The organism is Arthrobacter sp. AD-310 (genome assembly GCF_054656615.1).
Window position 1 is genome coordinate 55,165 of the sequence record NZ_BAAHNO010000029.1, and the last position, 22,967, is coordinate 78,131.

Sequence of the window (22,967 nt, forward strand, 5' to 3'; positions counted from 1 at the left end):
TCAGGTCAGGGCGGCGGTCCTGCCCTGGCATGGCCGGTCGCCGCACCGGCCAGGGACCTTTCCCTCATTTCTGTCCGTACTTCCAGCGTCTGCCCCGGACCTTCTGTGCAACTGAGAACTGCAGCTGAATGCCGGGCGGCTACCTCGGCGGCCACTGCGCACGGTTCGCCGTCCGTGATGCCCCGCAGCGCATCAGCCCCGGCCAGCGCCGCGAGGTCCGCCGCCGACGCCGCCCGGCTGGCCAGCACCGCCGACTGGGCCAGAAGCAGCATCGCGGCCATGGCCACCATGACCACCATTGCCAGGGCCAGGGCCAGGACCGTGCCTGACCCGCGCTGGCCGCCGCTGTCCAGCAGTGGTCCGGATTGTGCCGTCATCGGTTCCCCTTGCCGTCCTTGCCGGCTGTCAGTCCGCCGGCTGTCAGTCCGCCGGCTGCGGAGGTTGCAGCAGCAGTTTCGCTGCGCGTGGAGGCGCGGGCTGTCAGGGTCCACGGGATCGAGGTGCCCAGGGGCCCGCCCAGGCGGTCCGTGACAGTGACGCTGAACCATTCGCCATCGGCCGCGACCGACGCAGAGGCGGTGCCGCCGGCAAGGGTCCGGACAGTCCGTTCCACGGCGGCAGGATCCTCGCCCCTCGCCAGTGCCCGCGCCCCGGCGCGGGCGCCTTCTTCAATCCGCAGCTGGGTAACACCGGTCGCGGCACCGGCCAGGAGCAACGCCAGCAGTGCCACCACCGCGGGAAGCGCGACAGCGAACTCGGCTGTGACAGCACCCCGTGCGGGTTCCGGCGCAGCCTTTCTGTGCCGGGAGCCGTCCGGGACGCCCGGCTTTTGCGGCCCGGCCGGTGCACCGCTCACGGCAGGGCCAGGGCGGTGCGGATCAGGGTCAGCAGGAAGCCGCGGACCTCGTCACTGCGGAGGATGAATACGAGGAGGCCGGCCAGGCCCACGGCTGCGAGCGTAGCTATCGCGTATTCGGCGGTTGCCATCCCGGCTTCCGGTCCCGTCAGTCCCGCCTTGCGGCCGGGGCGGGGATGACCCACGCCCGGGCGGAGTTCCACGACGTTGGCCGGCAAGGTACTGGCGGTCCTGGCGGCCGAGGTGCGTGACCGGTCATGGTTCCCGCCCTGGACGGCAGGCCTGGAGATGGCTGGAACGGCGGACCCGGCGTAGTAGCGGCGGTGGTGGTTCATGGACATGTGCTTCCTTTCGTGGGGGCCGGTGATGTTGCCGGCTGCTTTGACTCTTCCGGTCCGTCCAGGCGGCGGTAAGGGAGCTGGCCGGCTAAGTGGATAAGGCCGGCGTGCGGACCGGTGTGGAGGACAAGACGCGCGGCGGGCACTGCACGCCGGAGTGGTCCCGGTTCCATGCGGCGCTGCCGGAGCGGCTTCCGTCCCGGGACAGGCCGCAACGGACCCGGCCCCGATTTGGTTCAGCTGCCGGTCGGCACCAGGGCCAGCAGCACGGGGACCACGCCAAGGCAGATGAAGGCCGGAAGCGAGCAGAGGCCGAGTGGGACCACCAGCTTCACTCCCAGCGACGCCGCGCGTTTCTCGGCGGCCCGGAATCTTTCGCGCCGAAGCCGGGCTGCCTGGGCATACAGGATCGCCGACGACGGTGCACCAGTCAGTGCCGCGAACCCCAGGGCATCACGCAATTCCAGCACCTCTGGGAGGGCAACCGCTGAGCTGCGCCAGGCCGTGTCCCAGTCCGCGCCGATGGCCAAGGCCGACACCACCGGCCGGAGCGCCCCGGTGTAGCGGGCCGAGGCGGAGGATGCCACCAGTTCCAGCGAGCGTCCGATGCTGGACCCGGCGTCCAGCATCGCCGCCACCAGTTCGAGCATCATGGCGGTGTCCCGAAGGCCAGGCCCCTCCCGGCGCCCGGCAGAGGACCTGCCTTCTGCCCCGATACCTGCACCGGCCTCCATCTGCGGCGGTCCGGGACCGAGTCCGAGGAGCCGGCTCCTGGTGCTCCCCTGCCCGGCGCAGGCAAGGCAGGCGGCGGCAGCGAGCGCAAGGAAAACCGCGATGGCCCCAGCGTTGTGGACTGTCACGCCACACCTGCTCCGGCCGCGGCGGCGACCAGCCGGGCTGACCAGACCCTTCCCGCGACAGTCAGGGCAACGCCGGCCGCCAGGGCTGCCAGGCCCAGCGGCGTACCCAGCAGGACGGCGAACGGATCCACGCCCAATGCTGTCCCCAGGCCCAATCCCATCAGCGGAAGCCAGGTCAGGAGGGTGACGGTTGCTTTGGGACCGGCCAGGGCGGTCTGGCGCGCGGCGTCGGCGTCGTCCTCCACCTCCAGCTGTGCGGCAAACCTGCTGAGCACGTCCGCAAGGGGACAGCCGCTTGCCTCGGCGACATCGAGGCAGGCGGCCAGTTCCCACCAGATCCGGGCCTCCCGCTCCCCCGCCGCCGCCGGCGGCGCAGCTCTGCGGATAGCCTCGGACACCGGGGACCCAGTGGCCGCGGCAGCCTTGGCTGCGCCGAGTACGGCGACCGATGCGGGCGTGAGACCCTGGCCCGGACCGCCACCCTCCCGCCCGGGTTGTGACTGCCCGTTGGCGGGACCGTACAGCGCACAGAGCTCGTCCCACAGCCGGCCCGGCGCCCTGCCGCCCTTGAGCAGCGCCGCAAGCTGCTGGACCACAAGGGTCATGGCCGACACCCCAGGCCCTTGACGTCTTCTTACTGAAGGCCGGCTCCAGGGAATGGACCACCGGACGGGGCCGCGTCGCTGCGCTGCACCCGGTCCCGCTGCCCGGCGCAGCCTTGCCGGTGCGCCGCCTGGAGGTTTCAGCAGCAGCACGGCTGCGGACGCCAGGACCGCGGACAGAAGAAAGATCATGGAACATCACCGGCGTCCAGTCCCAGCCGGCCAGCGAGCACAGGCCACGCCGGGCCGGGTACCCCGTCCGGAGATTCGAGCGCCGGGACAACTGCCAGTCCGTCCGGGCCGTCGGCAACAACGCCGATGCAGGACACTTCCCGTCCCCTCGCCGTCCGTTCAACGTGAATCACGACGTCGAGCGCACTGGAGGCCTGAAGCCTGACCGCATCCGGACCCAGCCCGGCCAGAGCGCCAAGCGCCGTCAGCCGGGCCGGGACGGCCGTGGCCGTGTTCGCATGGATGGTGCCGCCGCCTCCGCTGTGGCCGGTATTCATGGCGGTGAGAAGCTCACGGACTTCCGCGCCGCGGCACTCGCCCACCACCAGCCGGTCCGGCCTCATCCGCAGGGCCTGCCGGACAAGTTCACCGAGGTCCACCGCTCCCCCGCCTTCGAGGTTTCCGTGCCGCGATTCCAGGGACACGACGTGGGGGTGCACCGGATTGAGTTCCGATGCATCCTCGATCACGACCAGCCGTTCCTCCACAGAACACAGGCCCAGGAGGGTGGACAGCAGGGTGGTCTTCCCGGATCCCGTGGCGCCGCTGATCAGGAAACTCAACCGGTGGGCCACCACCGCCTCCAGGGCCTCCCGGACCCGCGGCCCGAAAAGCCCGGCGGCGCCCAGTTCATCGAGGGTAAAGACCCGTTCCCGCCGGATCCGGATGCTCAGCAGTGTCCCGGCCGTCGAGACCGGAGGCAGGACGGCATGGACACGATAGCCGCCGGCAAGGCGCACATCAACGCACGGCGAGCCGTCGTCCAGTCTCCGCCCGCCTGCCGCGACGAGCCGGCATGCCAGCGCCCGGAGCTGGGATTCACTGTCAAAGCAGACCCGGACCCGCTCGATGCCGCGGCCCCGGTCCACCCACACCGAGTCGGTGGCGTTGACGAAGATGTCTGTGGTGGCCGGGTCCCGGGTCAGCTCCTGCAGCGGCCCAAGCCCGTTCAACTCGGCACTGATCCGTTCCGCAGCCGCGAGGGAGCCTGCAGTGCCCAGCAGTTTGCCCGTGGCCTGCACGGCGGCTGCCACCCGGGACGGCGTCACTGCAGCGGAATCGGCCATCATGGACTCCCGGACTGTTTCCAGCAGGCCGGCGTCCACGGCCCGGCGCGCCCGGCCTTCCATGAGACGGCTGTCCCGGCGCCGGTTCCCCACGCGGGTTTCGCCTGCCGGTCCCTGCTGGATCATGCCAGCTCACCCGCCGGCACCCCGTCGCCGAGGGCGTCGAGGACGGAACCGGCAAAGCGTCGGACGCTGCGCCGCCTGCCCAGGTCCAGAAGCCGTCCGGATTCCGTGGCCGCGCCCACCCCGCGCAGTTCAGGCACCCTGCCCTCAACCGGGATTCCAATGGCACCGGACAGCACGGAGCCGTCCAAAGCTGCACCCGGTCTCCCGCGGACCAGGAGGGCGGCCTCGACCGGCGGGAACTCCTGCAGCAGGCGCACCGCTGCCACCGCCGCTTTCAGCTGCGCGGGCACCACCACCAGGATCCGGTCGCAGTCCCACGCAAAGGACTGCAGCGGTTCCGTCCTCCGCCCGATGTCCACAACGACCAATTCATACCCGCGGCGGGCAGCGTCCAGGACACCAGCGGTGGTGGCGGCAGCCACCGGTTCCCACGGTTCCCTGCTGGCGGGCCAGGACAGGAAGGAAAAGCCTCCGGCAACGGGAAGGGAATCAGCGAGCTGCACCGGGTCAATGCTGCCCCGCGCCTCGGCCAGGTCAGGCCAGCGCAGACCGGGGGCATCCTCCGCCGCTACGGCGAGTTCCACCCCGCCGCCCCAGGGGTCGCCGTCCACCAGCAGCACCCGGATACCAAGCCCTGCCGCCGCCTGGGCTATCCACACCGCAGCCGTGGTGGCCCCGGCGCCGCCGCAGCCGCCGGTGACACCAAGGACAAGGCCGCCCGGCCCGGGAGAACGGGAACGGCTCAGATGGTCGGCCAGCCAGGCCGCGGCGTCGGGCAGGACCGCGACCCGCTCCGCACCCAGGGCTGCGGCCAGGTGCCAGAGACTGTCGCCCTCACCGTCCAGACCCACCAAAACAGCGGGTGCCCTGCGGCGGGGCGGCAGTTCCCGGATGTCACTGCCCACCAATACCGCCCCGGCGCTGTCCCAGTACCTGCCACTGCCTGCGGCATCAGCGGCAACCCGCAACCGGGCGCCCGCGGCAGCCACAATCCGCTCCACCTCGGCGCGGAGGACCGCCGACGAGGTCACCAGCAACACCTCCTCCGAGCCGTCCGGCAGCCAGGAATCGGCAGTTTGTCCTGTACCCTCCCCCGGTTCAAGGGATGCGGCGTGGGAAGGTGTCAGCTGGTGCCTGCTCATGGAACCCACTCTCCCCACCCCGTCCGCGGCACAGAAGCCACACCGGGCGCTATGTGGAAAAGCGGGCGGTGCACCGGGAATCCGGCAGCAGGCAACCGGCCAAGCGGCGACAGGGCGGCAGGGCACTGGACTGCAGGGCACAGGGCAGCAGGGCACAGGGCGGCAGGGCACAATTGGAGCATGTACCTGCTGCTCGCCGCCCACCCGAACGGCGTGGCCATGCAGGAAGTCACCCAGGCAGGCCGTCCCCTGCCGGACAATTCCGAACCGCACGTCGTTGCCCGCGGCGACCTTGCCGCCGTCGTGCGTGGCCTGGAGGCGCGTCCCGCCGGGCAGCGGCCGCGCTGGATCTGGCACCGCACCCAGGACTGGTACCCGGACCTGCTGGCCGCCGGCGTGGAGCTTGAACGGTGCCACGACCTCACCCTTTGCGGAAACATCCTGGCCTTTTCGCAGTTCACCGCCCACACGGACTATGCGAAGACCGCGGACAGGACTCCACTGGAGGATCCCGTCCTCCCGCCCAAATCGCTCCTGCCGCCGCGCCCGCCGGCGGACCAGGGGGCCCTCTTTGACGAACCACATACCGGACAGTCAACCGGGCCCGCCGTTGAAGAGCTTCAGGTTGAGTACGCGGCCCAGCAGGAAGCACTGGCCGCGGTCAGCACCGAAGGGAACCTGCGCAACCGGCTGCAGCTGCTGCTGGCAGCGGAGTCCGCGGCAGCCATGACCGCAGCGGAAATGCAGCACTCCGGCGTCCCCTGGCGTGAGGACCTGCACGAAAAGATCCTGGCCGCCCACCTGGGCCCCCGCCCGGCCGCGGGCCACCGGCCCGCCCGCCTGGAAGCGCTCGCCACCGAGCTAAGGCAGCTGCTGAATGCACCCGCCTTGAACCCTGACTCACCGCAGGAGCTGATGCGGGTCCTGCACCGCAACGGCATCGAGGTTAAAAGCACGCGGAAATGGGAGCTGCGGGAGTCAAACCATCCTGCCATCGCGCCTCTGCTGGAGTACAAGAAGCTTTCGCGGCTGCACACGGCGAACGGCTGGGCCTGGCTGGACGCGTGGGTGTCCGGCGGCCGGTTCCGCCCGGAGTACGTAGTGGGCGGCGTGGTGTCCGGGAGGTGGGCGTCCCGCGGCGGTGGCGCCCTGCAGATTCCCCGGCAGGTCCGCGGCGCGGTGCACGCCGACCCTGGCTGCAAGCTGGTTGTCGCGGATGCGTCGCAGCTGGAGCCACGGGTGCTCGTGGCCCTGGCCCGGGACCCCATCATGGCCGAGGCCGCCCGTGACCAGGACCTGTACGCCGGCATCGCCGCGAAGGGGTTCGGCGGTGACAGGGCCAAGGCGAAGGTGGCGCTGCTCGGCGCGATGTACGGCGCCACGTCCGGGGAGTCCGGCCGGCTGATGCCGCAGCTGGCGCGCACCTACCCGCGGGCTGTTGACTTCGTGGAACGGGCCGCACGGGAAGGCGAAGCGGGCGGGACGGTGACCACCCGGCTGGGCCGCAGCAGCCCGCCGCCGTCGGAGCGCTGGTTCCAGAGCCAGCGGTCTTCCAGCGCGGAGGAGCAGCGCCGGGCTGAATCGATTGCCCGGTCCCGGGGCCGTTTCACCCGCAACTTCGTGGTCCAGGGCTCGGCCGCAGACTGGGCGGCGTGCTGGCTCGCGGAACTACGACGGCGGCTGCGTGCGTTGCGCGCGGACGGCACCCGCGCCGAGCTGGTCTTTTTCCTCCACGACGAGGTCATGGTCCACGCACCCGCCCAGGCGGTGGATGCATGCATCCAAGCCATAGAGGAGGCCGCCAACGCCGCGAAGGAGCTGCTGTTCGGTCCCATCCCCGTGGAATTCCCGGTGAGCGTTGCCGTGGTGGACTCCTATGACCAGGCCAAATAGCTGCGCCTTAACTCCGCATTCCTACCCACATGACGGAAAAGTAACCTACCCGGCAGTAGCTCGACGGGGAGCGTGACGGGCGTTACAGTTCTAAGCGCGACTGAGGCAGATCGGTCCGAAGGCTGATGCAACGACGCACACCAGGGGAGGTCCGGCACATGGCGGGCAGGTTCGAAATTCACCGAGTAGGAGACGAGTCGTACAGGCTGCGGCTCACCGATTCAGAAGGCAACATCGTTGCCGTGTCACCCAACTTCAAGTCCTTGAACACACTGCTGGAAGGCATCAAGGCGATGCGGGAGAACGCCGCCACCGGCGTGGTGGTTGACCTGAGGCACCAGCAGGCCTGAGGCTCCGAATGCTTTGGGGCGCCCGGCACGGCCGGGCCCCCTCCCTATGCCGGGCAGCCGCGCTCAATGGCGCGCGTGGCTGCCCTGATTACCCTTCACACCATGACCGGGTGCAGCCGGTTGTGGTCCCACGGGACGGACCAGCCCAGCTGGTCGAAAAGCCCGCTCAGGACAATTCCGGTAAACCCCCACACCACAACACCGTTGACCGTGAACCCAGGGCTGTCGAACGTGCGCCCGGCGCGGCGGACCGTTGCCATCACCCGGTTCTCCGGGTCGAGCAGGTCCCGCACCGGCACCCGGAAAACCTGGGCGGACTCCGCGTAGTCCACCACCCGGACCGGCGACGGCGAACGCCACCAGGCAAGCACGGGCGCCACAAGGAAGTTACTGTGTGGCAGTCCGAGGTGCTGAAGGGTGCCCAGGACTTCCACGCCGCCGGCATCGAGCCCGGTTTCCTCCACTGCCTCGCGCAGGGCCGCCTCAACCGGGGACTCCCCTGCGTCGATACTGCCGCCGGGGAAGGCGACCTGTCCCGGATGCGAACCGAGCGTATGGGCCCGTTCCAGCAGTAAGACGTCAAGGTCGGCCGGCGCCAGGGGCTTATCGGAGGACGCGGGCACGTCATCGAGTGAACCGAAAAGCATCAGCACAGCCGCCCTCCGGGCCAACTCTTCATCCACGGTGAGGGCCGCCCAGCGGGGATCCGGGGTTGAGTCCGTCCCGGACTCCACCCGCCGGACCAGGTCCAGCAGGTCCTCGCGGGCGCTCACGGAGTCCTCTTGCGCGACGCCATCCTGATTTCAGCGGCGCGTTCCGTGTTGGCCAGCAGTTCAGCCAGCAAAGCCTCGCTGCCGGGGGCAAGTTCGTACTTCAACAGTTTGGCCGCCTTGACCGGATCCGTCTCGCCCAGCCCGTAGCTAGGGCACAGATTGGCTACAGGGCAGGCCCCGCAAGCTGGCTTCCGGGAGTGGCAGACGCGCCGGCCGTGGAACACCACCCGGTGCGAAAGCATGGTCCAGTCCCTGGGCTCAAACAGCTCAGCCACGTCGTATTCGATCTGGACCGGGTCCTCAGACTGGGTCCAGCCGAACCGGCGGGCCAGCCTGCCGAAATGGGTGTCCACGGTGATTCCGGGGATACCGAAGGCGTTGCCGAGCACTACGTTGGCCGTTTTCCGGCCCACACCTGGCAGGGTGACCAGATCCTCGAGCCGTCCGGGGACCACACCGTCGTACTCGTCCACCAGGCGGGTGGCCAGGGCAAGGATGTTCCGGGCCTTCGCGCGGAAGAACCCGGTGGGTTTGATGATTTCTTCCAGCGCTGTGGGGTCCGCCTCGGCCATTGCGCGGGCGTCCGGGTAGCGGCCGAACAGTACAGGCGTGATCAGGTTGACCGTCACGTCGGTGGTCTGCGCGGACAGCACTGTGGCCACCAGCAGCTCGAACGGGTTGGTGAAATCCAGCTCCGCGTGGGCGTAGGGGTACTTTTCCGCCAGAGCCCTGTTGATCCGCCGGGCACGCCGCTTAAGCGCCAGCATCGACTCGGACGAAACCACCGGCATCCCCGCCGTCTGGCGGGTAGACACCGTCTGGCGGGGAGACACTGCCTGCCGGGCAGACGCAGCCCGGCCGGCGGACACGGGCGTGCTGCCGGTGGTGGCGGCCCGGCGGCGGGGTTGGCCCAGCGCGGCCATGGAGGCTAGCCGCGCTCGATGTTGCTGAGGTCGCGCAGGACCCCGAGCCGTCCGTCAGTGTGCTGGACCAGGAACTCGTGGCCACGGTCCTCGAGGGCAAGCACCCACCCGCCCGGCTCGATGACGAACGCCGGCGCCCCGGTACGGGGATCGTAGGCGGTGCGGTGCTGGGCCACGGCGAACCAGAACGCCTCGTGGATGGGCTGGTCGTCCAGCTCGTCATGCCGGCTGGAGGGATCCACCGTAGCTCCGATGGGTTCCTCGGTGCGGATCTGCTGGTGGACGGCGGTGGCGGCCGGCGGTTCCCAGGTGCCCCTCGCCGCCGGGGCAGCGGCAGCCAGCTGCGCGCCGCCGTCGTGATGTCCGTGCTGCCCGCCGCCCTCCGTTGAGGACGATCCCCCGGCGGCCGCGGGAACGTCCCCGAACTGGGTGTCCTCCGCTGCCGCTGCGGAGGCAGGGCGCACGACGTCGGCGGCCTGGGTGGGCGGGCCGGCATCGACTTCGGGCGCGCGGCCGGAAACGTCGGGAGCAGTGAAGTTGTGTCCTGCGGCAGCTGCGCCGGCGGCACCCGCTCCTGCGGTCGCCTGGGGAACCGCCGCGGTTGCCGGTGCGTGGTGTGATGCGCCCTGGGCGGCGGGTTCCCGCACGGCGGAACCAGGCTGGCCTGCGGGTTCGGCCGCGGCCGGTGACCCGGGCTGGACCGCGGAGGACCCTGAACCCGCGCCACCGAACAGCTTCCCGCCGGCAGATCCGAGTTTTCCGCCGGCAGCGCTGAGCAGCTTTCCGCCGGGCTTGTTGTCGGACCCGGGCTTGGGCTCCCTGGGAGCGCGCGGCTTCCGGACCGGCACGGCGGCGTCGCGGGCGACGATGTGCGCGGGCGCTTCGGCCCGGTCCTTGAAGTCCCCGGAGAGGTACGGGAGGAAACGGCCCAACACCGTGGCGGCAAACAGCACCAGCGCACCGATAAGGCCCACCAGGAGGCTCGGCACGTAGGCGCCGGCGACGGAGAGGAAGAAGAAAGCGACGGCGAAGCACGCCACGACGGATGCGAACTGGTCGACCGAGAGGGACCCGACGCGGATTTTTGTGGCCGGAGCGAGCCGGCGGGCCGCGAACAGCGCGCTGACGATCAGCGGAAGGATGGCGCCCAGTCCCAGGAAGAACAGGTTGTTCAGGTTCCACAGGTTGTAGCGGCCGCCGAAGATGGGCAGCAGCGAGGCGATGAACAGGATGAGGGTGGCGGCGAAGACGGCGAGGTCCCGCACGGTGAACGGGCCCAGCACAGCCTGGTTGGCGTCCTTGGCGAGGCCGGTGGCTGCCGGCGCGCCAGCGGTCCCGGCCTGCCGGCCCGCGCCGTTGGCTGGACCCGTAGCGCCGGAACCTGCGGCGGTGTCGGGGCCGGTTTTCTGGCCGTAGCTTTGCTGGTTCATTCTGCTCTCCTTAGCGTGGCGGTGCCGGGGCAGGAGCCCCTGAACCGTCCCGTCGTAACACTGGAACCGCTGCAGCCAGGCGGTGTGAAAGCCTGCACGCCGCGGTCCGATGTGAAGTCACAATTCCATTTCAGCCTAGTCAACAGCCGGGCTGATCACTAGCTGGACCAGCCCGGCCGGAGCGCCGCGGCAGACCACTCACCGCACAATGGACGCCGCTCGCTGGCTGCTCTGTGACACCCAACACATACATGCGGAGGCAGGCATTAGTCTTATTTCCGGAACAGCTCTTTGCGGTATGTCCGTGATCGGCCGGTGCCCGGTGTCGTGCTTGCGGCCTGGCCGGCCGTGGCCTGCATCCCGCGCAGCAAAGATCGATGAATGATGAGGTTCACATGTCCCAGGACACAAGCTCCACGGCCACCGTTCCCTCCGCCCCCGCAGGACAGGGTGCACAGCAGGGCGACGCCTTTGAAAACCTGCTGCATGAGACCAGGACGTTCCCGCCGTCACCGGAGTTCGCCGCCAACGCCGTTGTTGGTGCTGACGAATACAAGGCGGCCGACGCCGACCGGCCGGCTTTCTGGGCAAAGCAGGCCAGGGAGCTGCTCACTTGGAGCAAGGACTTTGACGAGGCGTTGGACTGGTCCAACCCGCCGTTCGCGAAGTGGTTCGTCGGCGGCGAGGTCAATGCGGCGTACAACGCGCTGGACCGGCATGTCGAGGCCGGCCGCGGCGACCGGATCGCCATCCACTTCGAGGGCGAACCAGGCGACACCCGCAGCTACACCTACGCGGAACTCACTGAGGAAGTGAAGAAGGCCGCGAACGCCTTCGAGTCCCTGGGCGTTGCCAAGGGCGACCGGGTAGCCGTCTACCTGCCCATGATTCCGGAGGCCGTGATCACGCTGCTGGCGTGCGCCCGGATCGGTGCCGTGCACTCGGTGGTCTTCGGCGGGTTCTCCGCCGATGCCCTCCGTTCCCGCATCGAGGACGCTGAGGCCAAACTCGTGGTCACCGCCGACGGGACCTACCGGCGCGGCAAGCCCAGCGCGTTGAAGCCTGCCGTGGACGAGGCGCTTGCCAGCGACGGGCACACCGTACAGAACGTGGTGGTGGTCAAGCGCAACGGCCAGGACGTTGACTGGACCGAGGGCCGGGACCACTGGTGGGCGGACACGGTGGACGCCGCGTCAGCCGAGCACACCGCCGTCGGGCACGACTCCGAGCACCCGCTGTTCATCCTCTACACCTCCGGCACCACCGGCAAGCCCAAGGGCATCCTGCACACCACCGGCGGCTACCTCACCCAGACCGCCTACACCCACAAAGCCGTCTTCGACCTGCACCCGGAGACGGACGTGTACTGGTGCACGGCCGACGTCGGCTGGGTCACCGGCCACTCCTACGTCACCTACGCCCCGCTCATCAACGGCGCCACCCAGGTCATGTACGAAGGTACTCCTGACTCCCCGCACCAGGGCCGCTGGTGGGAGATCGTGGAAAAGTACAAGGTCTCCATCCTGTACACCGCCCCCACTGCGATCCGCACCTTCATGAAGTGGGGCCGGGAAATCCCGGACAAGTACGACCTCACCTCCCTGCGCGTGCTCGGCTCCGTGGGTGAGCCCATCAACCCGGAAGCGTGGATGTGGTACCGGGAAGTGATCGGCGGGGGCAAGGCCCCGATCGTGGACACCTGGTGGCAGACCGAAACCGGTGCCCAGATGATCGCCCCGCTGCCTGGTGTGACGGCCGCGAAGCCCGGCTCCGCCCAGGTTCCGCTGCCTGGCATCGCTGTGGACGTCGTCGACGAAATGGGCGAGTCCGTCCCGGACGGGCACGGCGGGTTCCTGGTGATCCGCGAACCGTGGCCGTCCATGCTCCGCGGCATCTGGGGCGATCCGGAACGGTTCAAGGACACCTACTGGTCCCGGTTCGAGAACATGTACTTCGCCGGCGACGGCGCCAAGAAGGACGAGGACGGCGACGTCTGGCTCCTCGGCCGTGTGGACGATGTCATGAACGTCTCCGGGCACCGGCTCTCCACCACTGAGATCGAATCCGCCCTGGTGAGCCATCCCGCCGTGGCCGAGGCCGCCGTCGTGGGCGCCAGCGACGAAACCACCGGACAGGCCGTGGTCGCGTTCGTGATCCTCCGCGGCGACGCCGCGAACAACGGCGACGAAACCGTTCAGGAGCTCCGCAACCACGTCGGCAAGGAAATCGGCCCGATTGCCAAGCCCAAGAACATCCTGGTGGTCCCGGAACTGCCCAAGACCCGGTCCGGCAAGATCATGCGCCGCCTCCTCAAGGACGTCGCAGAAGGCCGCGACCCCGGCGACGCCACCACCCTGTCGGATCCCACGATCATGCAGCAGATCGCGGCCTCACTTAGAAAATAAGGCAGTATCTGGCGACCGCGAGCAGGGCGGGCGCAGCTCCCACCCGGGACTAACGCACAAGCTGATGCGTGGGGGTTATCCGGAAGCGTGCGTCAAAGCGAGGGACGAGCAGCACGCGGAGGATGACTCCCGCGCGTCAGCGTGGTAGGCACTTAGACTGGGAGCAGCCCCCTGTCACCCTGCCCGAAGGACCAGCCCGTATGCTTGCCGTTGCCCGCCACGAGGCGATTTTGGACGCGCTCCAGCGCGAGCGGGTTGTGCGGGTTTCGGACCTGGCCCAGCAGCTCGGTGTCTCACTGATGACCGTCCGCCGCGACATCGAAGTCCTGGAGGAGGGCGGCCGGCTGGAACGCATCCACGGCGGCGCCAAGCTGCCCGGCGATGCCGGCACCCACGAGCCCGGGTTTGAATTGAAATCCACCCAGCTGACGGCCGAGAAGCGCGCCATCGCTGTGGAGGCTGCCCGGCTGGTGCAGGAAGGGATGGCCGTGGGGCTCAGTGCCGGAACCACGACGTGGGCACTGGCCAAAGAACTTGCCGGCGGCCCGCGGGTCACTGTTGTCACCAACTCGGTAAGGATCGCGGACCTGTTCCATCTTGCCGCGTCGTCCGGCCCGGCCCGGTACGCCTCATCCGTGATCCTGATCGGCGGCGAGCGCACGCCATCGGACGCGCTGGTGGGTCCCATCGCCACCGGGGCCCTGAAGCAGCTTCACCTGGACGTGCTCTTCCTGGGTGTCCATGGGATGGATGCCGAGGCCGGCTTCACCACCCCCAACCTGCTCGAGGCGGAGACCGACCGTGCCTTCGTGGCGGCTGCCCGCAAGACTGTCGTCCTGGCGGACCACACCAAGTGGGGCATGCTGGGCATCAGCTCCATCGCCTCGCTGGACAGCGTGGACGAGGTTATCAGCGATGCGGGGCTGGGGGCCGATGCCCGCCGCATCCTGGGCGAAACCACGAAGCTGCGGATTGCCCGGGACACTTCTCCCGCTGAATGACCGCAGCCAGGTACAGCTCCGGCTGGGCGCCGCTCCGCGATGTCAGGCGGAATCGCGCCACATGATCGTGGTTTCCAGGACCCTCGGTGTGCCCGGAAGTCCGTTGAGCTGCGCAAGGACGAGTTCGGCGGCGGTGCTTCCCAGAAGATCCGCGGGCTGCCGGACCGTAGAAAGCTGCGGCCTGCACCGCAGCGCCCAGCTGCTGTCGTCGAAACCGACGATGCCCACATCTTCGGGCACCCGCCGGCCGGCCTCCTGGAGTGCGGTCATAGCCCCTGCTGCCACCGCGTCCGACGCCGCGAAAACCCCGTCGATCGAAGGCTCCCGGCGAAGGAGCTCCTGCATGCCGTCCAGCCCCGCAGCGTAGGTATACAGGGGGTACTCCACCACCAGCCCCGGATCGAAATCCCCACCCATCGCCGCCCGGAATCCGGTGAGGCGATCCTGGCCAGAGTCGCGGTCGAGCGCACTGGCAATCATGCCCACCCGCTTACGCCCGGTCTCCAGGAGCCTGCTGGTGATACTGCGGGCCGCCTCCACATTGTTGATCGCAGCGTACGGCAGGTCCGGGGTACCGTCAGGATGCCCCACAAAGGCCGCCGGCAACCCGATATCCGCGACAGCGGCCGCGATGGGGTCCGAGGCGCGGGCGGAGATGATGACGGCACCGTCAACCAGGCCGCCACGCAGGTAGTCCGCAACGCGGCGGCTGTCCCGGTCGGAATCGATGATGAGGGACACCAGCTGGTAGTCGGCCCTGGAGAGCACCTCATTGGCCCCCAGCAGGATCGAGCCGATATTCGGGTCCTCGAAGAGCAGGGAGTGCGGCTCATGGATGATCAGGCCGATTGCCCGGGACTCCTGTTTGACCAGGTTCCGTGCTGCACTGTTGCGGACGTAGCCCACTTCGGCGATAGCCTCTTCCACCGCCTGCCGCGCTTCTTCGGAAACGTATTTTTCGCCGTTGACCACCCTGGAAACAGTCCCTCTCGACAGCCCGGCGGCGCGCGCTACATCGTTGATGGTGGCGCGGCGGGGTCGGGTGCGGGTCAAGGACATATCTGTACTGTAGCCGAGCGAAAGCAGGCATGTTCCATGCTTCCGCCGTTGACACGGGGTATTCACACAGATAGTCTGTGAACGTTCCCACATCGCACAGCTCACACTTGCGTGCGCATCCTGGGAGCGTTCACAGATTTTAGACAACAGCGTCAAGACCAAGGGCCTCCCTCGGATTGCACGTCTGCTGCATGTCGAAGGAGCAGGATTGAGTCCCAGCAGAACGCCCGTCACGGAACTGTCCGGCAACGGAGAGCTCGTTTACGGCTGTGATTACAACCCGGAGCAGTGGGACAGGGCAGTCTGGGAGGAAGACGTCCGCCTCATGAAGCAGGCCGGCGTGAACCTGGTGGCCGTCAACATCTTCGGCTGGGCAGAGCTTGAAAGCTCCCCGGGACAATACTCTTTTGACCGGCTGGACGAGATCCTGGATCTCCTCCACACCAACGGAATTGGGGTCAACCTCGGCACCGGCACCTCCTCCACACCTGCCTGGCTGACCAGCCTGCACCCGGAGATCCTTCCGCAGTCCGCCTCGGGTGTACGGGCATGGCCCGGCGGGCGGCAGGCGTGGTGCCCCAGTTCGCCGCGGTACAGGGAACACGCCCTCCGGCTGGTCGGCGAGATGGTCCGCCGCTACGGCGCCCACCCTGCCGTCCGGCTCTGGCACGTCTCCAATGAACTGGGTTGCCACAACGCCCTCTGCTACTGCGACGTTTCCGCCGCCGCCTTCCGCACGTGGCTCGTTGCCCGCTATGACACGCTGGACGCGCTCAACTCCGCATGGGGCACCACTTTCTGGTCGCAGCGTTACACGGACTGGAACCAGGTGCTGCCGCCCCGGACCACCGTGTCCACCAACAACCCCACCCAGGTACTCGACTTCCATCGGTTCAGCTCCGATGAACTCCTTGGCTACTACCAGTCCGAAGCTGAACTCCTCAGGGAGCACAGCAGTGTTCCCGTCACCACCAATTTCATGGTCACTGCCCACATCCGCAGCCAGGACTACTGGTCCTGGGCCCCGCACATGGACGTCATCGCCAATGACCACTACCTGGACCACAGGCTTGACGCCCCCACAGCCGAGCTGGCATTCGCCGCCGACGCCACCCGCGGCCTGAGCCTGGGACAGCCATGGCTGCTGATGGAACATTCCACCTCGGCGGTCAACTGGCAGCCCCGCAACATTGCCAAGGAACCCGGGGAAATGCTCCGCAATTCGCTGGTGCATGTTGCCCGGGGAGCCGACGGTCTCTGCTTTTTCCAGTGGCGGGCTTCCGTGCAGGGCAGTGAAAAATTCCACTCCGCGATGCTTCCCCACGCAGGAACGGACTCACGCATCTGGCGCGAGGTGCTGGAACTGGGCGCCATCCTCGGGAAGCTGGGAGAGCTCGCGGGAACCACGGTGCAGGCGGAGGCCGCACTGGTGTTCAGCTGGGAGGCCTGGTGGGCCTACGACCAGGAGTCCCACCCTTCTTCGGACGTGAAGTACCTCGACCAGGTCCACGCCATGCACAGGGCCTTGCGGGAAGCCGGCATCACCGTGGACGTTGTCGCCCCCGGCGCCGATCTGTCGGGCTACAAGCTGGCGGCCGTTCCGGGCCTCTACCTTGTCCGGGACAGCGAGTCCACCGCACTGGCCGACTTCGTGCGGAACGGAGGAACCGCCGTCGTAACCTATTTCAGCGGCATCGTCGACGAAAACGAAAAGGTGCTCACCGGAGGCTACCCCGGAGCATTCCGGAGCCTGCTCGGCATCCGCTCCGAGGAGTTTTACCCGCTGCCCCCGGAACGTACCGTGAGCCTGGACAACGGCACCGAAGCCGCACTTTGGACCGAGGCCACCCGCCTCGAAGGCGCCGAAGCAAAACTGTCTTTCACCGAGGGGCACCTGGCCGGCTCCCCCGCCGTCACCCGCAACCGCCACGGCGCCGGCAACGCCTGGTACATCGGGACCGTACTCACACCTGCCGCCCTGGGCGAGATTGTCACCGAGGCGGCCGCGGATGCAGGGATAAGCACCCTGGCCGGCCCCGAAGGCCTCGAAGTGGTCGTCAGGTCCGGACCGGACAACAGCTACCTGTTCCTGATCAACCATTCAGCGGACGAGCACAAACACCCGGCGCGCGGCTACGAACTCCTTGCGGGCGAGGAAGTCTCCTCCGCCGTCGTCGTTCCTGCGGGCGCCGTGCGCGTGGTCCGCATCTCCAACCCAACACCCCCAACCGGCCCAAGCACCGGCCAAAAGGATAATTGAAAGTGACCAGACCAAGCACTGCTCCGGCACCGGCCCAGGGGGCGCCGAAGACCCGGAAAACCAGGACCATCTCGTCCCACCGCCGGGCCATTCTGCTGTTCGTGGCGCCCTTCGGTGTCCTGTTTCTCGCCTTCTACGCGGTTCCCATCATTTTCGCCGTGGTGCAGTCCCTGCTCACGGTGGAACGCAAAGGGACCTTCGGTCCTCCCCAGCAGGTATTCGGCGGTTTCGTCCAGTACCAGCAGGTGTTCCAGAACAGTGAATTCTGGCAGGCCGTTGGACGGGTACTCCTCTTCGGGGTGGTCCAGGTGCCCATCATGCTCGGGCTTGCCCTGGTTTTCGCCCTGCTGCTTGACTCACCCCTGCTGAAGGGCAAGAAGTTCTTCCGGCTCGCATTCTTCGCGCCCTACGCCGTCCCCGGCGTCATTGCCGCCATCATGTGGGGCTTCCTGTATTCCCCGTCGCTCTCCCCCTTCGAGGCCATCACTTCCGGAGTGAACTTCCTGTCAGCCGAGCTGGTGCTATGGGCCGTGGCGAACATCGTCACCTGGGTCTACGTCGGCTACAACATGCTGATCATCTATTCATCCCTGCTGGCGATCCCCACGGAAATCTACGAGGCAGCTCGGCTGGACGGCGCCAGCAACCTGCAGATCGCCTGGCGGATCAAAATCCCGCTGGTGGTCCCTGCCATCATCCTCACCGGCGTGTTCTCCATCATCGGCACCCTGCAGCTGCTGGCCGAACCCCAGACCCTCCGCAGCTTCAGCTCCGCCATCAGCAGCACGTTCACGCCCAACCTCGCCGTCTACACCACCGCGTCGGTACCGAACTACAACCTCGCAGCAGCGTTCTCGGTGGTGCTGGCGCTGGCAACGTTCGTTCTTTCCTTTGTCTTCCTGAAGGCAACCCAGCGGAAGGTCTCCCAGTGAGTGCAGCAACAGCCACGGCAACAGAAAAAACCTCCACCAGGCCCGGGGCCAATCCGCGCGGGCCGAGGCAAAGCATCATGTCCCGTGGCGCCGCCATGCTCGTCATGGGCGTCTTCACGCTGTACTTCCTGATCCCCATCTGGTGGCTCCTGGTCTCCTCAACCAAGACCGGCGGGCAGATCACGGGCACTGCGCCGCTGTGGTTCACCATGGACTCCATCCCCACGTTCTTCGCCAACCTGGGCAGCCTCTTCACCTACGGCGACGGAGTCTTCGGCCGGTGGCTCGCCAACAGCGCCCTCTACGCCGGACTCGGCGCCCTCCTGGGCACCGTCATCGCCGCCATGTGCGGCTACGCCCTGGCGAAGTACGAGTTCCGCGGCCGGGAGGCGATCTTCAATATCGTGCTCAGCGGCGTCCTGGTTCCTGCAACGGCGCTCGCCCTGCCGCTGTTCCTGATCTTCAGCGAAGTGAAACTGACCAACACCCTCTGGGCGGTGTTCCTGCCCAGCCTGGTCAGCCCCTTCGGCGTCTACCTTGCCCGGATCTACGCCGCGGCGAGCGTCCCCACCGAACTCCTGGAGGCGGCCCGCCTGGACGGTTCCTCGGAGGTCAGGACCTTCTTTACCGTTTCCACCCGCCTGATGGCCCCGGCGCTCGTGACCATCTTCCTGTTCCAGTTCGTGGCGATCTGGAACAACTTCTTCCTGCCCCTGATCATGCTCCGCGACCAGGTGCTGTTTCCCGTCACCCTGGGGCTGTACGCATGGAACAGCCAGATCAGCCAGATACCGGAGCTCCGCGTCCTCGTGATCATCGGTGCACTCGTTTCCATCCTCCCGCTCATCGCGACGTTCCTCGGGCTTCAACGCTTCTGGAGCAGCGGACTGGGCGCCGGAAGCGTCAAATAACCTCCTCCGCCCTTCCCCCAACCCCACCATCCCGCCGCACCCGCTGCGGCACAACACCCATTGATAGGAATAGAAATGCGCGCGCATTACGGAAAAGCCACCGCAGCCTTTGCCATTGTTTCAGCGCTGGCCCTCGCCGGCTGCTCCGGCGGCGGGGGCACCCCGGACACCCAGGCAACAGGATCCTGTGAACCCGCTTCCGGCCCGGTCGAACTGACCTTCACCACCTGGGTACCGGGCATGGAAAAAGTCGTGGACCTGTGGAACCAGGAAAACGAAAACATCCAGGTCAAGGTGCAGACCGGCCCCAACGGCAACTCCGGAACGTACCAGAACTTCTTCAACCAGCTGCAGGCCGGCAACGCCCCGGACCTGGGCCAGATCGAGTACGACGCCCTGCCCAACTTCCGGGTACAGGACGGCCTGGAGAACATCGCCGCCTGCGAAGGGGTGGCCGATGCCAAGGACAAGTTCGTTGACTGGACCTGGGGCCAGGTCACCTTCGGCGAGGAAAACGCCGTTTACGCCGTGCCGCAGGACAGCGGCCCCATGGCGATGTTCTACCGGGCTGACCTGTTCAAGGAAGCAGGCATCGAAGTGCCCACAACATGGGACGAATACGCCGCGGCGGCGGAGCAGATCAAGGCCCGCGGGTCCTACATCACCAACTTCCCGCGGAGCGACGTCAACTGGTTCGCGGGCAACGTCTGGCAGGCCGGCGGGCAGTGGTTCTCCAGCGCGGACGACCAGTGGGACGTCAACCTCACGGGCCAGGAATCCGAGAAGGTGGCCAATTACTGGCAGGACCTGCTGGACAAGGGCCAGGTGTCAACGCTTCCTTCCTTCTCCGATGAGTGGAACGCCTCCTTCAACGAAGGACAGCAGTGGACCTGGGTCTCGGCAGTATGGGGTGCCTCCACCCTGGCCAGCGGTGCTCCTGACACCGCCGGCAAGTGGGCCGTTGCCCCCATGCCGCAGTGGGAAGACGGCGCCAAGGCCGCAGGCAACTGGGGCGGTTCATCCACCGCGGTCCTGAAGGGGTCCGAGCACCCCTATGAGGCTGCGAAGTTCGCTTTGTGGCTGAACACCGATCCTGAGGCCCTGGCACTGGCCAACGAGCTGGGCGGTCTCTACCCCGCCGCAAAGTCGGCAACGGAACTCGACGCCTTCACCAGCGGCGTTGACTACTTCGGCGGGCAGAAGATCTACGAGGTATTCGCTGAAGCATCCTCCAACGTCGAACCCAACTTCACCTGGGGACCGACCATGACCCAGACCTACACCGATGTCTCGGATGGCTTCGGTAAGGCCCTGGGTGGCGACGGCACGCTCCTGGATGCGCTCAAGAACGGCGAAAAGAAGACGATTGAGTCGCTGAAATCGCAGTCGATCCCCGTCAAGGAGTAACAGCCAAAAAGGCTGCTCTTATGTAACCGGTCCTCACCGGCCAAGCAATCCGCCACTTCCGCTGCCCGCGGAGGTGGCGGATTGCTGTTTAACGGGGGATGCGGCTTGGCGCGGCCCCGGCCGTGTCAGGAGCCACCCCTCAAGGGCAGCCGCAGGACTGCCGGATCTGCAGTTTGGTGGGAAACAGCCGGTGCCGGGGCTTGCCGCCGCGCCTGGCTTCGACCAATGCCGCAACCGCAGCCTCCGCCATGGCAGCCACAGGCTGCTCGACAGTGGTCAGAGGCGGCCACGAGTATTCGGCTTCGATGGAGCCGTCAAAGGACACGACGGCGATCTCGCCCGGCACGGCCAGGCCCGCCTCATGGACAGCCCTCAAGAGCCCCACCGCCTGTGTATCGGAGGTGGCAAAGATGGCCGTCGGCCTGTTCACCGACGCCAGCAGGCGCTGCCCGGCCAGGTAACCCCCGGGCCAGGTGAATCCGTTGTAGGCAATAGGCCCTTCCTGCAGTCCCGCCTCCTGCAAAGCCTGCCTCCAGCCCACTTCACGGCCGTCAAGGCTGCCGGAAACGTTGGTACCCATCGCCAGGCCTATGTTGGTGTGCCCGTGGCCGATCAGGTGTTCAACGGCGATCCGGGCACCTGCTGCAAGGTCCACGCCGATGCTGTTGAAGCCCGGGGCGTCATGTTCCTGGTTCAGCAGCACTGCGGGGATGTCCGCGGTCTCGAGCGCTTCCAGGTCCGGTTCAAAAAGGACACTGGCCAGCAGTACACCGTCCACCTGCCGGGCGGCGAGGTTGCGGATGTTGCGCCTTTCCTTGGCAAGGTTCCCATCCGAGTTGCTGAGCACCAGCGCGTAACCGAGCTCCGCTGCCGCGTCCTCTACCGCATGTGCAAAAAGGGAGAAGAAAGGGTTGGTGTTGTCCGGAATGATCAACCCGAGGGTCTCGCTGGATCCGAGTTTGAGCGCCCGGGCCGCAGCATTGGGCCTGTAGCCCAGGACCCGGATGGCGTCCTGCACCTTGGCTTCGGTGGCTGGCGCCACCTTCTTCGGGCCGCCATTGACCACGTAACTGACGACGGCGGTGCTGACGCCGGCGTACCTGGCCACGTCTTTGCGGGTCACGGGGCCGCCGCGGGGGGCCTGCGCTACCGGGGAAGTCATGGTCTTCATGCTAGCTACTGGTGCCCGGCGCATCACCAAAGTCACGGATGGGAAGCCGTACGCCGTTCTGCCGGGCGGACTCGTGCGCGACGATGCCGGGGAGGGTGAAGCGGGCCGCAACCCACGCGTTCACCGGCGGCAGTGAGCCCTCGTTGACGGCGGTGACGAAGTCGTCAACCAGGAAGTGGTGGCTGCCTTCGTGTCCGTTGGGGGCTCCCAGGAACTCCTTCGGCAGCCGTCCCGCGTCATGGACCGGGGCGAGCCCGGACACAAAGGCGTCACGGAGCTCCGGCGCCACATTGGCCAGGGACGGATCGTCGAGCGGAATGCTGGGCCGCGTTTCCATCTGCTCCGAGATGTCGTGCACGTTCTGCTTGTCCTGCCACACGGTGACCTTGGCGAGCTGTTCAAAGCTGGCCTCCGTGCCAAAGAACCGGAACCGGGACTCACGGATGTGGGAGGGATAGCCCACGCGGCGCATTTCATTGGTGCGCATCGCGCCTCCGTCGCTCAATTCGAAGAGCGCCGTGGCGTTGGAGAAGTCATTGCCGAACATGCTGACCGCCCGGTCAAAGACGCCGTCGTTGCGGGTGTCCCGGACACCGACGCAGCTGACACTGACCGCGTGCACCGGGACGGCTCCCAGGACCCCGCCGATGGCATGGGTCGGGTACAGCATGGGCGGGTAGCTGGCGGTTTCCTTCCACCGCTCGCCACCACTGTACTGGTAGGCATCGTAGAACCCCAGGTCCATGTCGTGGACGTAGTCACCCTCGGAGTAGAAGATCCGGCCGAACTTGCCGGCCGCATGCTGTTCCCGGGCGTAGACGGTGGCCGGGTTGTAGTAGCTGGTTTCGCCCATCATGTACACCAGGCCGGTATCCCGGACGGCGTCTATTATGCGGGCAATCTCTTCCTCCGTCACCGCCATGGGAACCGCCGAGTACACGTGCTTCCCTGCCCGGAGGGCCTGCTCTACCAGCGGTCCGTGCGTCCATCGCTGGGTAAAGATGGCGACAGCGTCGACGTCGGACGCCAGCAGGCCTGCAAAGTCCCTTATGGTCCCGGCCAGGCCGTAGCGTTCCGCTGCCTCCACGGCCCGCTCCGGGCGTTCGTCCACAACGTAGACCGCGCTGACCCCGGGATGAAGATCGAACAGGTGCGCGAACTGGGTGCCGAACTGCCCTGCGCCTACTACGCCGATTGAGAACGTCATTGTCTGCCTTTCATGGGTTGGGC

Annotated in this window: 21 protein-coding genes; 8 read left to right on the forward strand and 13 right to left on the reverse strand. The window is 67.5% G+C overall.

Going from position 1 to position 22,967, the window contains the following annotated elements; all coding sequences use genetic code 11:
- Nucleotides 1–5: 5 nt before the first annotated feature.
- The 7 genes from ACYQ1Z_RS16460 to ssd form a co-directional block, all read right to left on the reverse strand.
- On the reverse strand, nucleotides 6–377 hold the full coding sequence (locus ACYQ1Z_RS16460) for an Rv3654c family TadE-like protein (protein WP_459793623.1): 372 nt from the start codon (nucleotides 375–377) through the stop codon (nucleotides 6–8).
- Nucleotides 374–856, reverse strand: a complete 483-nt coding sequence (locus ACYQ1Z_RS16465) for a TadE family type IV pilus minor pilin (RefSeq protein ID WP_459793624.1) — start codon at nucleotides 854–856, stop codon at nucleotides 374–376. Before ACYQ1Z_RS16465 ends, ACYQ1Z_RS16460 begins: the two co-directional genes overlap by 4 nt.
- Nucleotides 853–1,197, reverse strand: a complete 345-nt coding sequence (locus ACYQ1Z_RS16470; protein ID WP_459793625.1) for a DUF4244 domain-containing protein — start codon at nucleotides 1,195–1,197, stop codon at nucleotides 853–855. Before ACYQ1Z_RS16470 ends, ACYQ1Z_RS16465 begins: the two co-directional genes overlap by 4 nt.
- 233 nt (nucleotides 1,198–1,430) lie before the next feature.
- Nucleotides 1,431–2,054, reverse strand: coding sequence for a type II secretion system F family protein (locus ACYQ1Z_RS16475; protein WP_459793626.1), 624 nt, complete (start codon nucleotides 2,052–2,054; stop codon nucleotides 1,431–1,433).
- Nucleotides 2,051–2,659: a hypothetical protein gene (locus ACYQ1Z_RS16480; RefSeq protein ID WP_459793627.1), complete on the reverse strand. Its 609-nt coding sequence runs from the start codon at nucleotides 2,657–2,659 to the stop codon at nucleotides 2,051–2,053. Before ACYQ1Z_RS16480 ends, ACYQ1Z_RS16475 begins: the two co-directional genes overlap by 4 nt.
- 185 nt (nucleotides 2,660–2,844) lie before the next feature.
- Nucleotides 2,845–4,017, reverse strand: a complete 1,173-nt coding sequence (locus ACYQ1Z_RS16485; protein WP_459793669.1) for a TadA family conjugal transfer-associated ATPase — start codon at nucleotides 4,015–4,017, stop codon at nucleotides 2,845–2,847.
- A 59-nt stretch (nucleotides 4,018–4,076) separates the two neighbouring features.
- Nucleotides 4,077–5,222: a septum site-determining protein Ssd gene (ssd, locus tag ACYQ1Z_RS16490; RefSeq protein ID WP_459793628.1), complete on the reverse strand. Its 1,146-nt coding sequence runs from the start codon at nucleotides 5,220–5,222 to the stop codon at nucleotides 4,077–4,079.
- A 180-nt stretch (nucleotides 5,223–5,402) separates the two neighbouring features.
- On the opposite strand from ssd, the gene ACYQ1Z_RS16495 reads away from it, so the two are divergent.
- Both ACYQ1Z_RS16495 and ACYQ1Z_RS16500 read left to right on the forward strand, forming a co-directional pair.
- Nucleotides 5,403–7,115, forward strand: a complete 1,713-nt coding sequence (locus ACYQ1Z_RS16495; protein ID WP_459793629.1) for a bifunctional 3'-5' exonuclease/DNA polymerase — start codon at nucleotides 5,403–5,405, stop codon at nucleotides 7,113–7,115.
- Between the two features lie 125 nt (nucleotides 7,116–7,240).
- Complete coding sequence (locus ACYQ1Z_RS16500; RefSeq protein WP_459793630.1) at nucleotides 7,241–7,465, forward strand: YegP family protein; 225 nt, start codon at nucleotides 7,241–7,243, stop codon at nucleotides 7,463–7,465.
- Nucleotides 7,466–7,560: 95 nt separating this feature from the next.
- Here ACYQ1Z_RS16500 and ACYQ1Z_RS16505 read toward each other — a convergent pair whose 3' ends face one another.
- The 3 genes from ACYQ1Z_RS16505 to ACYQ1Z_RS16515 form a co-directional block, all read right to left on the reverse strand.
- Complete coding sequence (locus ACYQ1Z_RS16505; RefSeq protein ID WP_459793631.1) at nucleotides 7,561–8,238, reverse strand: NUDIX hydrolase; 678 nt, start codon at nucleotides 8,236–8,238, stop codon at nucleotides 7,561–7,563.
- Nucleotides 8,235–9,029, reverse strand: coding sequence for an endonuclease III (gene nth / locus ACYQ1Z_RS16510; RefSeq protein WP_459793670.1), 795 nt, complete (start codon nucleotides 9,027–9,029; stop codon nucleotides 8,235–8,237). Before nth ends, ACYQ1Z_RS16505 begins: the two co-directional genes overlap by 4 nt.
- A gap of 137 nt (nucleotides 9,030–9,166) precedes the next feature.
- The gene (locus ACYQ1Z_RS16515) at nucleotides 9,167–10,591 is read right to left on the reverse strand and encodes an energy-coupling factor transporter transmembrane component T family protein (RefSeq protein WP_459793632.1); all 1,425 of its coding nucleotides are present in this window, start codon (nucleotides 10,589–10,591) and stop codon (nucleotides 9,167–9,169) included.
- A 395-nt stretch (nucleotides 10,592–10,986) separates the two neighbouring features.
- Here ACYQ1Z_RS16515 and acs point away from each other — a divergent pair, with 395 nt between their 5' ends.
- Nucleotides 10,987–12,996: an acetate--CoA ligase gene (gene acs, locus ACYQ1Z_RS16520; protein ID WP_459793633.1), complete on the forward strand. Its 2,010-nt coding sequence runs from the start codon at nucleotides 10,987–10,989 to the stop codon at nucleotides 12,994–12,996.
- A gap of 200 nt (nucleotides 12,997–13,196) precedes the next feature.
- Nucleotides 13,197–13,997 (forward strand): DeoR/GlpR family DNA-binding transcription regulator, encoded by an 801-nt coding sequence (locus ACYQ1Z_RS16525; RefSeq protein ID WP_459793634.1) that lies wholly within the window; start codon nucleotides 13,197–13,199, stop codon nucleotides 13,995–13,997.
- A 42-nt stretch (nucleotides 13,998–14,039) separates the two neighbouring features.
- Here ACYQ1Z_RS16525 and ACYQ1Z_RS16530 read toward each other — a convergent pair whose 3' ends face one another.
- Nucleotides 14,040–15,056: a LacI family DNA-binding transcriptional regulator gene (locus ACYQ1Z_RS16530; protein WP_459793635.1), complete on the reverse strand. Its 1,017-nt coding sequence runs from the start codon at nucleotides 15,054–15,056 to the stop codon at nucleotides 14,040–14,042.
- A 208-nt stretch (nucleotides 15,057–15,264) separates the two neighbouring features.
- On the opposite strand from ACYQ1Z_RS16530, the gene ACYQ1Z_RS16535 reads away from it, so the two are divergent.
- From ACYQ1Z_RS16535 to ACYQ1Z_RS16550, 4 genes are all read left to right on the forward strand, one after another.
- Entirely contained in the window at nucleotides 15,265–17,316 is a 2,052-nt protein-coding gene (locus ACYQ1Z_RS16535) for a beta-galactosidase (protein WP_459793636.1), read from the forward strand.
- Complete coding sequence (locus tag ACYQ1Z_RS16540; RefSeq protein WP_459793637.1) at nucleotides 17,313–18,248, forward strand: carbohydrate ABC transporter permease; 936 nt, start codon at nucleotides 17,313–17,315, stop codon at nucleotides 18,246–18,248. The genes ACYQ1Z_RS16535 and ACYQ1Z_RS16540 overlap by 4 nt, the downstream gene beginning before the upstream one ends.
- Nucleotides 18,249–18,325: 77 nt before the next feature.
- Nucleotides 18,326–19,159, forward strand: a complete 834-nt coding sequence (locus ACYQ1Z_RS16545) for a carbohydrate ABC transporter permease (RefSeq protein WP_459793671.1) — start codon at nucleotides 18,326–18,328, stop codon at nucleotides 19,157–19,159.
- A gap of 75 nt (nucleotides 19,160–19,234) precedes the next feature.
- A complete protein-coding gene (locus tag ACYQ1Z_RS16550; protein WP_459793638.1) occupies nucleotides 19,235–20,566 on the forward strand; it encodes an ABC transporter substrate-binding protein in 1,332 nt (443 codons plus the stop codon).
- 139 nt (nucleotides 20,567–20,705) lie between these two features.
- Here the strand turns inward: ACYQ1Z_RS16550 and ACYQ1Z_RS16555 are convergent, their stop codons facing one another.
- Both ACYQ1Z_RS16555 and ACYQ1Z_RS16560 read right to left on the reverse strand, forming a co-directional pair.
- Nucleotides 20,706–21,728, reverse strand: a complete 1,023-nt coding sequence (locus tag ACYQ1Z_RS16555) for a LacI family DNA-binding transcriptional regulator (protein ID WP_459793639.1) — start codon at nucleotides 21,726–21,728, stop codon at nucleotides 20,706–20,708.
- A gap of 10 nt (nucleotides 21,729–21,738) precedes the next feature.
- Nucleotides 21,739–22,944, reverse strand: a complete 1,206-nt coding sequence (locus ACYQ1Z_RS16560) for a Gfo/Idh/MocA family protein (protein ID WP_459793640.1) — start codon at nucleotides 22,942–22,944, stop codon at nucleotides 21,739–21,741.
- Nucleotides 22,945–22,967: the final 23 nt, after the last annotated feature.